General features: G+C 43.2%; 14 protein-coding genes and 2 pseudogenes. 6 read left to right on the top strand and 10 right to left on the bottom strand.

What is annotated here, in order from left to right:
• Window positions 1-19 precede the first annotated feature (19 nt).
• From NSQ68_RS10925 to NSQ68_RS10905, 5 genes and pseudogenes are all read right to left on the bottom strand, one after another.
• On the bottom strand, window positions 20-505 hold the full coding sequence (locus tag NSQ68_RS10925; protein WP_165147386.1) for a tetratricopeptide repeat protein: 486 nt from the start codon (window positions 503-505) through the stop codon (window positions 20-22).
• Between the two features lie 150 nt (window positions 506-655).
• Window positions 656-1636, bottom strand: a complete 981-nt coding sequence (locus NSQ68_RS10920; protein WP_342428812.1) for a S8 family peptidase — start codon at window positions 1634-1636, stop codon at window positions 656-658.
• A 204-nt stretch (window positions 1637-1840) separates the two neighbouring features.
• Window positions 1841-3235, bottom strand: a complete 1395-nt coding sequence (locus NSQ68_RS10915; RefSeq protein ID WP_342428811.1) for an MATE family efflux transporter — start codon at window positions 3233-3235, stop codon at window positions 1841-1843.
• A 77-nt stretch (window positions 3236-3312) separates the two neighbouring features.
• A pseudogene (locus NSQ68_RS10910) lies at window positions 3313-3471 on the bottom strand (metallothiol transferase FosB); the annotation flags it as partial.
• A gap of 519 nt (window positions 3472-3990) precedes the next feature.
• Window positions 3991-5379, bottom strand: a complete 1389-nt coding sequence (locus tag NSQ68_RS10905) for a glycoside-pentoside-hexuronide (GPH):cation symporter (RefSeq protein WP_342428810.1) — start codon at window positions 5377-5379, stop codon at window positions 3991-3993.
• A 318-nt stretch (window positions 5380-5697) separates the two neighbouring features.
• On the opposite strand from NSQ68_RS10905, the gene NSQ68_RS10900 reads away from it, so the two are divergent.
• The 5 genes and pseudogenes from NSQ68_RS10900 (at window position 5698) to NSQ68_RS10880 (ending at window position 8754) form a co-directional block, all read left to right on the top strand.
• The gene (locus tag NSQ68_RS10900) at window positions 5698-6711 is read left to right on the top strand and encodes a LacI family DNA-binding transcriptional regulator (RefSeq protein ID WP_342428809.1); all 1014 of its coding nucleotides are present in this window, start codon (window positions 5698-5700) and stop codon (window positions 6709-6711) included.
• Window positions 6712-6714: 3 nt separating this feature from the next.
• Window positions 6715-6846, top strand: a complete 132-nt coding sequence (locus tag NSQ68_RS10895; protein ID WP_342428808.1) for a hypothetical protein — start codon at window positions 6715-6717, stop codon at window positions 6844-6846.
• A gap of 90 nt (window positions 6847-6936) precedes the next feature.
• Window positions 6937-7026 (top strand): annotated as a pseudogene (locus NSQ68_RS10890) (hypothetical protein); the annotation flags it as partial.
• A 29-nt stretch (window positions 7027-7055) separates the two neighbouring features.
• Window positions 7056-7454 (top strand): MerR family transcriptional regulator, encoded by a 399-nt coding sequence (locus NSQ68_RS10885; protein WP_342428807.1) that lies wholly within the window; start codon window positions 7056-7058, stop codon window positions 7452-7454.
• A gap of 145 nt (window positions 7455-7599) precedes the next feature.
• On the top strand, window positions 7600-8754 hold the full coding sequence (locus NSQ68_RS10880; protein WP_342428806.1) for an MFS transporter: 1155 nt from the start codon (window positions 7600-7602) through the stop codon (window positions 8752-8754).
• 74 nt (window positions 8755-8828) lie between these two features.
• On the opposite strand, the gene NSQ68_RS10875 is transcribed toward NSQ68_RS10880, so the two are convergent.
• Window positions 8829-9695 (bottom strand): aminoglycoside phosphotransferase family protein, encoded by an 867-nt coding sequence (locus tag NSQ68_RS10875; RefSeq protein WP_342428805.1) that lies wholly within the window; start codon window positions 9693-9695, stop codon window positions 8829-8831.
• A gap of 94 nt (window positions 9696-9789) precedes the next feature.
• Complete coding sequence (gene murI, locus NSQ68_RS10870) at window positions 9790-10644, bottom strand: glutamate racemase (RefSeq protein WP_307350095.1); 855 nt, start codon at window positions 10642-10644, stop codon at window positions 9790-9792.
• A gap of 239 nt (window positions 10645-10883) precedes the next feature.
• Between murI and NSQ68_RS10865 the strand changes: the two genes are divergently transcribed.
• Window positions 10884-11510, top strand: a complete 627-nt coding sequence (locus NSQ68_RS10865) for an FMN-dependent NADH-azoreductase (RefSeq protein WP_307350093.1) — start codon at window positions 10884-10886, stop codon at window positions 11508-11510.
• 147 nt (window positions 11511-11657) lie between these two features.
• Here NSQ68_RS10865 and NSQ68_RS10860 read toward each other — a convergent pair whose 3' ends face one another.
• The 3 genes from NSQ68_RS10860 to NSQ68_RS10850 form a co-directional block, all read right to left on the bottom strand.
• Window positions 11658-12167 (bottom strand): hypothetical protein, encoded by a 510-nt coding sequence (locus tag NSQ68_RS10860; protein ID WP_342428804.1) that lies wholly within the window; start codon window positions 12165-12167, stop codon window positions 11658-11660.
• A 173-nt stretch (window positions 12168-12340) separates the two neighbouring features.
• On the bottom strand, window positions 12341-12496 hold the full coding sequence (locus NSQ68_RS10855) for a hypothetical protein (protein ID WP_023988309.1): 156 nt from the start codon (window positions 12494-12496) through the stop codon (window positions 12341-12343).
• Between the two features lie 711 nt (window positions 12497-13207).
• On the bottom strand, window positions 13208-14293 hold the full coding sequence (locus NSQ68_RS10850; protein WP_342428803.1) for a lactonase family protein: 1086 nt from the start codon (window positions 14291-14293) through the stop codon (window positions 13208-13210).
• Window positions 14294-14296 lie beyond the last annotated feature (3 nt).

Genomic DNA, 14296 nt, shown 5'->3' with positions numbered 1-14296 from the left:
TGCTCTCACTTCTGTCCACCTATGCCTCGATCTGATCCAGTTTATCTGCATAATATTGAATGGCGCGTGAGTACTCCTGTGTAGATAAATCTGAGGTCGTCTCAGCCACCTCCGTTAGCAGCTCCTGCATGGCTTTCCCGTATTCCCCCAGATTATATAATACCATCGCGTAAAATACCCGAAACGGTCTGTAGTCCGAAAATTCGTCCATCCCTATTTCCAACCATTCTTTCGCCTTGGCATACTCCCCCAATACACGATATGTACTGCCTAATCCCAGGATGGCTCCTTTTCTTGATTCTGCGGACAACGTCATACCTAGACTTTTTTCATAAAAAGAGACCGCTTCCCTCTCTAAGCCCAATGAATCATGCGTCCAAGCTGTCTGATACCACAGTTCTGCATCATTTTGTTGCTGTTCTAATGCCTTCAAAAGAAGCTTTCGCGCTTCCACTGCTTGCCCTGTTCGTCTAAGCTCGCCAGCTTGCGCCATGATATCTTTCATATTAATCCTCCACTTCTGAATCATGCCTATCTTTGAGATATATGTTACCCGACATTTGAATGCAATGTAAATGGAGTTTTTCCTAAGACTTGAAATCCAAAAAAAACGACTCTCCCTACAGGAGAGCCGCTCTATATTCGAAGTTATGGTTTATTTAACCTTCAATGATCCTGCAGTTAGTATTCCCGCTACACGCTGTGCGTCGAAAATACGAGAGAGCTCCTCCACAGCTGTCAGGTACAGTAGACCGTTGCCCTCCAGCTTAGGAGAATTGCCGAGTGGAATCGTGCGTTTGATGAGTTGTGCGTATAATTCCGGTTCGGTGAGATCACGCTCAAAGCTCGCATTCGCCAGCTGCTTAATCAACGCCAATGCACCTGCAACGTGCGGAGTAGCCATCGAAGTTCCGCTAAAAGTCGCATATTTGCCGCCCGGAGCGGTAGACAAAATATCTTCTCCCGGTGCAACCAAATCCACCTCATTATTAGAATTACTGAATTCAGAGGCATGCCTGTCAAAATTGATAGCACCTACGCTAATCACTTCATTATAGCAGCCCGGGTAGCCGAGTTCGTCCGTTCTATCGTCACCGTCTCCCTCATTTCCAGCTGCACAGATGACCAAGATTTGGCTAGCTACAGCCTTTTTTACTGCTTCATGCAGCTCAGGCACATCCTCTGGACCGCCAAGTGACATCGATATGATATCCGCCTTTTGCTCAATCGCATAATAGATGCCTTGAATAATCCAGTCATATTGACCGGAGCCCTGCTTGTTTAGCACTTTGATGATGAGCAGGTCTGCCTCTGGAGCAACACCCACGACACCATCCGCATTTTCTGCTGCCGCAATGGTACCTGCCACATGTGTACCGTGACCGTTGTAATCCTTGAAAATTTCCGGATCACCATCATCATCATCCGTGAAATTCCGGCCGCCAATAATGCGCGCCTTCAAATCAGGATGGTCCGAATCACAGCCCGTGTCCAGCACCGCCACCTTCACGCCTCGGCCTCGAGTCTGGTTCCATACCGCAGGAGCCTGAATCAGCTCTACACCTCGCGGTATTTCATTCACTTGTTGCTCCTGCTTGATCACTTGGTAAGGAATGATATGCACTTTACGTTCCATCCTATTCCCTCCTTCATGGATTCAATCGGAAACCATCCGTCTTTGAAACTCTGAAACTTTGAAAACCTCTACTACATTCGAGGTTACTATATTCTAGCAATTTTTGAAAAGTTTTAACATCCCCGTTTTGCTTATTTTTGTAAAAAAAGAGACATTCCCCAATTCGCTTGGAGAATGTCTGTTGTAGAATCTCTTCTTTCAGCCTTAGACTGATTCCGCCTGAAGCTCAGCCTTAGATAACAGCGACTTGTGCTGCCACTTCCGACCTTTCCAGCGTAAATAGTGAAAAATACCTCGTACCCACTCATCGCAGGCATGTGCAATCCACACACCCAGCACATCATATCCCAAATGAATGCCCAGCACATATGCTAATGGGATTTTTATCCCCCACATTGAAATAATGGCCATCATTAACGGGAACTGAACATCTCCCGCTGCTCGCAAGGAGTTAATGACCACGTGGTTGAATACACGGCCCGGCTCCAGCAATATACAGAACAGCAAAATTGCTGCCCCCAATTGAATAATTGCTGGCTCATCCGTAAAGATCGCCATCACTTCATATCGGAAAAAGGATACTGCTACGATCACCAAAATTGTAATGACCAAAGACCATTTCAGGCTTCGTAAAAGTTGATGATACGCCTTTTCCTTGTCTCCTGCTCCAATCAGGCGGGCAACAATAATCTCTGTCCCCTCACCTACGGCCATTCCAAATACCATAAAAAAGTATACAATCGTATTCGTATAAAAATGAGTTGCAATCGCCGTTGTACCCATAAAGCTGACAAATCGGGTCACCATCATTTGACTAAGCTGATAGGACAACCATTCCAGCCCGGCCGGAATACCAATCTTCAGGATGGCTACCAGCTTACTCCATTGGAGCTGTACATAATACCGTATGCGAATCGGCGCACTTACACGCTTGTACAGCAATAGAAAAATCCAGACACATGCTACAGCACGGCTAATAACCGTTGAAATCGCTGCTCCCGCCACTCCCATCTGCGGCAGACCAAACCAGCCATAAATGAGCAATGCATTTCCTACAATATGTAAAATATTCATACCAATGCCCACGATCATCGTATCTTTGGTAAAACCATGCGATCGAATAACCGGACCTGCGGTTAGCATGAGCGCTTCCAGAAATAGCGAACCCCCTGCCAGCATCATATAAATCTCTGCATTTTCCTTAATCGTCGGGGTAATATGGTAAAAGGATAGCAAAAAATCCCGGCTCACAATAAACATCGAACTCAGCGCCAGACCAAACACCAGATTAAAGGTTAGTGCCGAAGCCGTAACACGGCTTGCATCCACATGCTTTTGCGCCCCCAATAGCTGAGCAATGATCACACCTACACCAAGACCAAGCAGATTGAACAGTATAATCGTAAATTCAATTAACTGTCTGGATACACCCACAGCCGATACAACCTCATCAGAAACATGGCTTAGCATGAACGTATCCACGCTACCCATCAAAATATGAAACAACATCTCTATAAAGATCGGCCAAGTGATTGCAAAAACCGTCATCGTTTTAACGGCTTGCGCTTGCTTGGAAGCGTTTTCCTGAGACAGTGACATTCTTCCGTATTCCTCCTAAATGCGAACCCAATCATTACCTACTTATTACTTATATCATTTATATCGATAACAATTACTCATTCAAAAAAAGTCATATGCTTTTTCATTTTATAATATTCCAGGCGGTCCTGCAATTGTCCTGTGTGGAATTCATACTTATGTCCGTCTGGATCTGTAAAATAGACCGACCTTTTGTCCTGTTCATTCCGTTCTCGTCCGGGCAAAATGGTGACATTGAAAGCTCTCAGCTTGATAAGTGTGGTATTCAACATGATTCGATTGTCCACTGCAGGACGTCCTCCTTGTGGTTTTCGTTCAGGTAGACCTCGTTAAAATAATAATTTCTTATCAAAAAAAAGACTATAACATCATCAAGATTGATGTTATAGTCCTTTTTTTGAACTGGTCAAGAAAAAAACATCGTCGGTTTTCATAGTTAAAATTCTAGACTACCGCTCTTTTATTCAGCTAACGTTTCCTAAGCCTAAAGGTAGGAGCTTCTCGGATCATTGAGCTTCATAACCTTAGTTGACCTACTTTATAGTTCTGATAAATATGAGATTCAAAGAATAGAAACTGAAAAGGAAGTAAAAGGGATAAAACACTCCCGAATTTTTAAGCAAAGTGTTTTGTATTTAGTACGAGAAATGATCCCATCTATATAAAGGAAGCAAAGATTTTAGGGAAAATTTTAGTGGATAATGGTTTGAATACGGCTTCTTTCCACCATTTCTTCTCCCTTTGCTTTCCTCTCCTTATTTAGCGTTTTTTAAGAATTCAAGCTCTTTGACAATACCCGGAAATAATTTATCTAGGTTGTAAAATGCCAGAAATAAAATTTGCAGGCCAGCCAAGATAATTGGAACGTAGATAAACATGAAATGAATAGACGCTAGCGCTGTGGCACTGATTGTAGCTTGTCCACCAGCATATCCTCCCAATGCCAGTCCCCAACCGATGAGTGCCGCTCCGAAACCGCCTCCCGCTTTTGTGCCGAAACTACCCGCACTGTACACCAGTCCTTCGGTGCGCATCCCTGTCTTCCATTCGCCATACTCAATGGTATCTGACAACATGGCAAAGAAGGTTCCGAGAATAGCGGCATGTCCAAGCGCTTTAATAACGAGTCCCAGGCAGACCGCCATAAGACTTGCGGGACTGACGGCAATAACAAGCGATCCCACAATCAGGAGGATACTTCCGATAATGGATGAATTTCGTTTCCCGATCCGCTTGACGACGGGAGGCAATAACAGATAACCAAGCAGGGAAGGAAGGAGTAAGGATATGCCGAGCACCCCAATCAGATTGGCGTCTTTTAACACATAACGTGCGTAGTAAATATTCATACCTGTGCCCAGTGAGTTATTTATGAAATAGACCACAGCAAACCCAAGAATCAATTTCCAATACTTATTACGCATCAGCGCTCCAAAAGCACGTCCAAACGGAATTGGCTTCTGTACAACAGATGGAGTAACCCTTTCCTTGGTACTGAAGAAGGTAACGAGAAATAAGAAGGTTCCGAGCAAACCAAACAGAATAAAGGTGAAAATCCACCCCTTTTGACCGCCGCCAAACGACTTCACTAACGGGAGGGTGAAATAATTAATTAGCAAGGCACCAATATTCGCTAGAGACATACGAAAAATATTAAGCAGAGAACGCTGGTAAGAATCCTGCGTTATCATGGAATTAAGCACACCATAAGGGACATTAATGCTGGAATAGATAATGTTCATCAGCAGATAGGTAACGTAAATGTATAGAATAGTGATCGTCATATTTCCACTTGGAACCGTGAACAAGAGAACTCCAGACAACGCAAATGGCCCGGACATCCACAGTAACCAAGGACGGGCCTTCCCGTGTCTGCTCTTCGTTTTATCGATCAAAGCCCCAATCGCGACATCAATAAACGCATCCAGTACACGCGCAACTAGCATTAAAGTACCAATGACCCCGGCGCTGATCCCGATTACATCTGTGTAAAAGTAGGACAGAAAAGTCATTGCGGCGGCAAACAGCAACTGGCTGGCAAAATCACCGAATCCATAACCCATCTTTTCTTTTAGCGTAATATTTGAACCGGTTTGCTTTGAAGCCTCATTTCCCATTACAACAATATCGCTCGAACTTCTCATGCTCATGCTCCTTTTCCCTTGTTATTCTCTACAATCCCAAGCCGTAAGGAAAACGTTTTCTTGATAATCAAAAAAACAAGCCGAAATACCTTGAATTAAGCTAGTTATTTGGTAAAAACAATCATTTATGTCCAGAAAATACTAGAAAACGTTTTCCGGAGTTGATTATACTCTCCCTATAAACCAAGGTCAAGCGCTTTCTTTGCTCTGGAATCTTTGTTAAACTCAATAAACAATTCAATAAACTGATATAATAAATTCAATTCACTTTGAGAACCTTTTTCTAAATAAATACTTGCTTGAAAGTCGGTGTGTACAATGAAAATGACTATAAAAGATGTGGCTCGAATGGCCAACGTCTCCATTTCAACGGTTTCCAGAGTGATCAATAACAGCCAGACGGTGAACAGTGAAATACGCAAACGAGTTCTAGATGTCCTTGAAGCCACTCAATTCCGTCCAAATGCCATAGCACGGACACTGGTAAAGAATAATACATCTCTGATTGGAGTACTTCTACCCGAGATTAAAAACAACGTCTTTGATAACATGGTTGAAGGCATCAATCAAGTAGCGCATCTATACGGCTTCGATGTCATAATCGCCTTGTCAGGGGGGGACGCGGACTCTGAAATACACTATTACAATATGTTCCGTGAAATGCAGGCGAGCGGAATTATCATATCGGTAGACGGAATCCGGGATGCGCTATACGCGCTCATTGAAGCGGCGGGAATTCCCTGCATCCTTGTAGGACGGGATTTTCGAGACAAATCCATTCCTTCCGTACATGTTGACAACATAACGGCTGCTTTTGAAGCGGTAACTTATCTAATTCAGCAGGGACATCAGGATATCGCGATGCTGCGGGGAGCTGCGGGAGATATTTCAGTGGGCAATCAGCGTTTTTTGGGCTATGAACAGGCATTGAAGGCCGCTCACCTGCCAGTACGTCCCGAACGTGTGTTGGAAAGCGGCTTTTCAGTTGAAGACGGCGTAACCTCTATGAGAAAACTTTATCATTCAGGCCCATTGCCCAGTGCGGTGTTCTGCGCGACGGACCGAATTGCCATAGGCGCTATGAACTTTCTGGCCGAGAATGGGGTGAAAATACCTGAACAGGTCTCTTTCTTGGGATTTGACGACATTGATATGGCTACAATAATCCGGCCTAAATTGTCAACTGTCCGATATTCAGCATCCGAACTGGGCATGGTCGCCGCCCGCAATCTCATTAAGCTTATTAAAGGAGAGGAATTGGCGGCTGTCCACTGGTCCATATCGCATCAGTTAGAAATTCGGGACAGCAGTGTAAAACATGGGGGATCCTAATCTTTGCATGTTCCTACGCGGTTGCTGGAAGTGCTTCACCGGCTAGGATGGATTTTGTCAGCTCCGACGCTGAATAATGGAAACGTTCTCTTGCAAAGTTTTTCCCAAAAGGGCATGATTGGCGATACGCAGTAACCAGGCTCGGTTTAAAGTTGGCTATCATGTAGGTGGGCCTTTCCGGGGAAAGACGCCACCTACCGGCCTCAAAGGGCAAAAACATGTACCACCCTGGACGAAGTTAAACGAGAAATCAAGTCGTACATGACCTACTACAACTATTACAGAGATCAATATAACAAAAAAGACTTGCCTTAGAGTTTACTCAAAGGTATATACTTTGTTTCATGGAAAAGTTATTAACCATTCGACAAGTCGCAACTGTTACAGGTCTTAGTGTCCACACCCTTCGCTATTATGAGAATATAGGTCTTCTGTGTTCCATTGATCGCAATGAAAATGGGTATCGTTGTTATTCTTCAGCGGACGTTACTTGGATTAAGTTTCTAACTCGTCTTAAAGCCACTGGAATGTCGATTACCAAAATGCTAGAAATCGCCGAACTTCGGAGGCAAGGTGATTCAACTCTAACTGCAAGGAGGATTCTTCTCGAAGAACACTATAAAGAAGTTCAAAAGAAAATAATGGAACTCCAGAATAATCTTGATTTACTCGCTGATAAAATCGTGACGTATAAGGAGATGGAAAACAATTACCAATTAAAGCAAGAATTTCCGAGTAAGTAGAACAGATTTTCTCTATAAAACTCACAATACATCAATTGGAATGAGTTCTTTGCTGTTTTTCATTTGGTGTTTAAGAGTTTTTATCTGAATACCAACTAAACACATGCGATTAGTTTGTAATTGTATAATGAAAGGATGATCTCACTTGCGCTTGAATAAGTCATTTCCCACATATGCTATTGCTCTCGGCGTATTTGGCATTACAAATACAGAATTTGGCATAGTAGGCATTTTGCCGAGAATCACCACCAATTTCCAAATAAGCCCATCTCAGGCGGGTATGCTCGTAAGCATGTTTGCTTTGATCATTGCAATTTCCGGTCTGTTCATGACTCTTTTATTTTCTGGAATAAATCGAAAAAAAATTTTGGCTGGCGTACTTGTTGTTTTTACAATTTCTACTCTTTTTTCCGCCTTTGCTCCGAGTTATAATGCCTTGATGATGTTTCGACTTTTACCCGCTTTTCTTCATCCAGTTTATTTCTCTGTAGCATTTGCAGCAGCTGCAAGCTCTGTCTCAAAAGAACAAAGTGCCATAGCGGTGGCTAAAGTTTTTAACGGGTTAACTATAGGGATGGTATTGGGCGTTCCGGTCACATCTTTTATCGGGGATCAGTTTTCACTTGAAGCTGCATTTCTTTTTTCTTCAGTCATCAATGCAATTGCACTACTTGGAATTTTATTTTTTATTCCATCTCTACCGGTTGAGGGAAAGTTGACCTTTGGCAAACAATTGAATGTTTTGGCAAAACCACAACTATGGCTTAACGTCGCAGCCGCTTGTTTTATCCTAGCGTCCTTATACTCTGTCTATTCCTATTTTGCTGAATATCTCGAAGTAGTAACAGGTATGAGCGGTAAAATAGTAAGTATCATGTTAATTCTTTTTGGCGCGAGCGGTATCATTGGCAATATGCAAACCGCTAAATATTTAAGCAGAAACATGGTAAAAACAATTATTTTTTATCCCCTTGTGCTTGGGTCCATCTATTTTCTGATATATTATATCGGGAGTTACTACATTCCCATGATTATAATAATAATTATATGGGGGGCTGTTTTTACCGGCGGTCTGATTGTAAGTCAAACTTGGTTAACTTCGGGGGCCTCAGAAGCACCTGAATTTGCTAATAGCTTGTTTGTCTCCTTTGCAAATTTAGGTGTCACGATTGGCACCACCTTAGGCGGATGGTTTCTATCACAGATGGGAACACACCTGATTACCTGGAGTGGAGTATTATTTCTGTTGCTTGCATCTATCTGCATTGGGTTAAAAATCAAGTTTTTTGATATGCTCTAGTACTTTTTGATAAAAATGTATCTATTTCTCCAAATCTGGTACCGAAAAGCAAATATGATTCCATCCTTGTATGCTCATATTCCCTCTTCCTTACAGCGAATCCTGTTAAGCCAATAGGTCCACGCTTCTGTATATTGATCGAGATCTTCCGGATGATGACGAATGCAGGTGGCTATACGAAAATATAATCCCTGTAGTACCTCCCTGTTCAGCTCATATTCCCCTGTCATCTCCGGCTCAAGCTTCTCTAAGGAAGGCAAAATGGTATCGATGGTCAGCCTATCCGGTGAAGAACAAAAGGCGTATATCAGATCATATAGGGGTTCTCCCACCACGGGATCAGGATCAATAATACCCGTCAATGTGCCATTTTCGGTAAACACAAAATTATGTACTCCACAGTCACCATGAAGCAAATATTTAATATTCCGTTGCGGCGATCCAGCCACAAGGGTATGAACGAAACGGTGATCCTCATGGGGTAAAATATCTTGTATGATCTTTCCAGATTCCTTCGTTCTGTGCAGCAGAAAATCTCTCCATTCCACAAACGGGTGGTCCGGATAACCATAATGACGTTCCTCACCAAAAGGCTTATAGTGCGAGATCACCTCCGTCGCCAGATGAAGCAACAAATCGCTTTTGTTTCGTCCATGATACTGTGTGAGCCCTGACCTGAACGTGTATACCAAATAACGGTGCAACGGATCTACATAAACCAAACGCGATAGTTTCTCAATCCGTACATAGGTATGTAAAAATTCCGCCTCGGCTTTTACAATCGCAGGATCATTTTGCTTAATCACATATCGAGGCCTGGTACCATCCATGACAAGGACCACTTCGCTCGAAGTACCGCCGGTCAGCGGTTTGAGATTTTGCATATGGCCTTCGAGCACGCCTGCTGCATAAAGCTCATTCAGGATTAGGTGAACGTCCATTTCACGCCTCCCTCCATGCGTCTGATCCACAATGCGGCTGGCGATTTGGATATTTCATTAAGCTAATCCCACACGTTCGCCAGCCGCTCTTCTTTTAAAGATAAATCTTTTCATGCTCCGTGTAGATTTCAAGCGCCCGCTCCATCTTGCGCACATAGGCCTCATCCTGACTAGAACATAAAAATGTAATGTGTCCCTCCTGCGATGGACTGGATTTTGGCGAAGGTTCCAGCAAATTACGCTCAGACAACACCTGTTTCAACCGTCTAACTGTTCCCTGGCTCCCGTCAATTAACTGAATATGAGAAGGTAGTAGTTCCCTTAGAATTTCCTTATAAAAAGGATAATGAGTACATCCCAATACCACCGTACCATATATGTCGAGATTGAACGAAGACAGCACACGGTTAAAATATTCGGACATTTCTGCCCGGTCAAAATTCAACTGTTCGCAATAATGTACTAGCTCCGGCAGAGGTAGTGAGTCCACGCTCCCATGATCGTCAACTCTGGATACCAGTGCTGCATAACAAGATTGTTTCAACGTCAATGGTGTGGCTAACACCAGAACTCTTTTACCATTAGCCCGGTTCATCTCGACCGCTGGCTTCACAGCTGGCTCCATACCAATAATCGGAATAGGATATTCCTTCCTTAGCTCCGCAACCGCGATACTTGTAGCCGTATTGCAGGCAATCACCAGTGCCTTAACATCTTCTTTTAGAATCGTTTGCACTGAAGCCTTGACATAACCAAGCACCTCTTGGGGAGTTTTCGTCCCGTAAGGCACATGAAGGGTATCCGCCATGTATACAAAATTTTCGTTTGGCAAACGTCTTAGTGCCTCGGACAATACTGTAATTCCACCCAATCCTGAATCAAAAAAACCTATCTTCAAGCTACTCACCTTTTTTCGTTCAACTATGGTACCAAATCTTGCTGGCACCATGTTCATTTCCTTCTCGCCTACTTAAACTATTCTCTTCATTAGACTTTACATTTAAATTTTACCGCAAAACTGATATTTTGCAAAAGAAACACTTAAATTTTACAGTGTAAAAAATAAAGTAGCTTTTCAAAGTAAATTTAATATAAAAGCGTTGACAGATATTATCTTTATATTGTAATATTACGTGGTAACTTACTAACTTAACTTACTTATTCAACTTACTTAGGGGGAAATAAATTATGTCTAAAGTATTATTTGTCAAAGCTAATGATCGTACAGCTGAAGAATCTGCAACAGTTAAATTGTATAACGCATTCGTGGAGAGCTACAAATCTTCCCACCCATCTGATGAAATCACTGAGCTGGACCTGTTCTCCGTCGAGCTTCCTTATTTGAACGCTAACATGATCAACGGCACGTTCAAATCCGCTAGAGGCATGGAGCTGAACGCAGAAGAAGCTCGCCTGGCAAACATCGCTAATGGCTACCTAGATCAATTCCTGGCAGCAGACAAAGTCGTATTTGCTTTCCCGCTCTGGAACATGACGATTCCAGCTGTACTGCATACGTACATTGACTACCTGAACCAAGCTGGTAAAACATTCAAATACACTGCTGAAGGTCCTGTCGGTCTCGTAACTGAAACTAAAGTAGCCCTGTTGAATGCAAGAGGCGGCGTTTATTCCGAAGGACCAGCTGCTGCAGCTGAAATGTCTTTGAACTTCATGAGCAACATCTTATCCTTCTTCGGAGTGAAAGACATTGTGAAGGTTGTACTGGAAGGACATAACCAAGCTCCAGACCAAGCACAAGAAATCGTTGCTTCTGCTGTACAACGTGCAGTAGACACAGCAAAATCGTTCTAATCATATATTATGAAGAGAAGAGGATATCCGCGCCCTATATGGGCTGGATATCCTCTTTTTTGTTATAAAGTATAAAAACACGTGCCCCCCTGATCTGTAATCAAGTGAAGCACGTGTTTGTGATATGAGATTACGATTACTTCTATTTTAAGGAATGAATTGCTGCACGATTTTTACAACTTTACCGTCACGAAGCGTAACATGGTATGGAAATTGACTGAGGTCCAGGACGTCCTTTTTAGCAAAATCTTTCTCAAACTGTACCAGCGGAATCGATTCGTTCCATTGTACGTCTGTATCTTCTATGTTACCCGTGTGATCATAAATCTGCACCTCTACCGAAGCATCTGGTGCAACCTGATACACGTCATTTTGCACGGAATTGTTTACGATGTAGTAGCCATCCGGCGCTCCATCCAATCCTGTATTTCCTTCATGCTCCACAAATGCTTTGTCTGCCGCCGCGCCTTCATACCATTCAATCGGGTCTGCCGATAAATAAATTTGTCCGTCACGAATCTCCATTTGGTTTATATATACGGTCTCCTGATTTTCAGCAGCTGCGACAGGCGTGTAGCCTTGCGCTGTTGCTCCTGCCGTCGTAATCAGCATCATCATTAAAGCCAATACGGTCCATTTCGAAGCTAGTTTCATCATGTCTGATCTCTCCTTGCCGTTTGGGTATGTACACGGTGTCTGTAAGCTTCATTACCCTTGTGTACTTATCATAAACGTTGCACGGTTAAAAAGTGTATCAGATACATAAAAAAGAAGTTACGATTTTTTAAGACTTGGTCTTAAAACTTGATAACATGTCCTATTTATCTTTGCTATCTTAACAACCCGACCTGACGTGCCTGTTCTTCGGTGAGAATAAACTCTTCATTTTGCCATACTTCGTCCTCTTTGGTTACAGCAAACATCCCCATGATCTCTGTCCATATTCCTTTGTCGACGGCTTCCTTTTGTGTAATGATAATTTTCATGTGAATCCCTCCTTTAATACTCTTATCGGTCTGTGCGGCCCACTACGCAAACAGATGGTTTCTCCGATCGCTGTTGGAACCTGATTTTTTGAATTATATTTTTAATGGTTAAAATCAGGTTCCAAAGGCGAACGCTACCGCTTCTCCGAAATCCATCTGCCCGCTTCGTTACTCAGTTCATCTCTACCATCCTTGTGAAGTTAGAGGCTTGATCTCTATACTGAGCCTTAAATTAAACTTCCATTTAAGAAATCTTCTAATCCTTATATTGAATTTGCAATGCTTGTCCTAGACTTGCATTAGGGATCATTGTTCTGCTTATAACATATGTACCCTTTTCCTACCGATATTATTCGTATCTTATTTGTAACCTTAAAATTTTATATTATTTTCGTAGGTAATGACTTCTTTAAAAATAAAGAGGTCATAAAAAGAAAAACGCCCGCAGGTTTAAAACCTACGGTCGTAATTCTCAAGATTTTTTTTTATATTTGATTAATCCAAGTAACCTTAAAAGTTGCCAAAAGCACCAAAGCAGCGGAGAGGACGGAATCGTTCTGAAGAAGCGGAGCGTTCGCCTCTGCCCCTGGATTTCTACCCTTGAACATACAAACAAGAAATCTGGGGGCAACAGCGATCGGAAGAATGATCCGTTCTCGTAGCGGTCACTACCCGTATACTGTTACTTATTCATCCAGCCTCTATCAAACTTTATACAGAAAAGTAAAAAGGCTGTACGCATACTGGCTTGGACACGGTTACTTGTTGCCCGGTGTAGGTCAAGCGTCCACTTGCCTTGTCCACTTTGAACGTAACGATGTTATTGGTGTCGCGGTTGGCCACGAGCATATGGTCACCATTTGGAGTCAAAGCAAAATGGCGTGGATGCTCTCCTTCGGCAGATACATGCTCGACCAAGCTCAGCTTGCCAGTTGCTCCGTCTACAGCGTATACCACAATGCTGTCATGCCCACGGTTGGAACCGTACAGATAAGCTCCATCCTCCGAAATCGCAACTTCAGCAGTTGTGTTTTCACCTGTAAAGTCAGACGGCAATGTCGGTACGCTCTCAAGCTCAGTGAGCTTACCGGCCTCTGCATCATATGCAAAAGAAGTAATGGAAGAATCCACTTCGTTAATGACAAAAGCAAATTTACCATTTGGGTGGAACGTCAAATGACGTGGACCTGCACCTGCATGGGTTTTCGTTTCACCATGAAGCACCAGTTGTCCTTTGCTGTCATCAATGGTGTAAACACGGATCAGATCCAGGCCGAGATCTTGTACGAACAGGAAGCGCCCATCTGGACTAAAGAAACTGGAATGTGGATGTGGACGATCCTGACGCTCAGGGTGCGCTCCTTTGCCCTCGTGCTGTTTAACATCCAGCAACTCACCAATACGTCCGTCCTCAGTCAGAGACACCAGTCCCACCATACCTCCGTGGTAGCTGACAACAATAAGGTAACGATCAGATGGATCACGCTGAATGTGGCAAGTTGTTGCACCCACGTTTTCCGCACGATTCAGCAATGTAAATGTTCCTTTAACTGGGTCAATTTCGAAAGCAGAAGCTTCGCCTACTTTTGCACCTGCAGCAGAAGTCGTCTCCCCAATGGAATACAGCTTCCGATTTTTGACGTCCACATTCAGGAATGTAGGATTTTTCAAGCCGGAGAACTCATCCTGTAGTGTAAGTGCTCCTGTCTGTTCATTAAAAGTGTACGAATAAACTCCGTTACCTTCCAATTCGGCGTAAGAGCCTGCGAATACGAGCAATTTTTGTTGTGCTGTCATGGT

It is taken from the genome of Paenibacillus sp. FSL L8-0158 (assembly GCF_038592965.1).
In the GTDB taxonomy this organism is placed as follows: Bacteria; Bacillota; Bacilli; order Paenibacillales; family Paenibacillaceae; genus Paenibacillus; species Paenibacillus polymyxa_D.
This window is presented reverse-complemented; position numbering and strand designations above follow the sequence as displayed.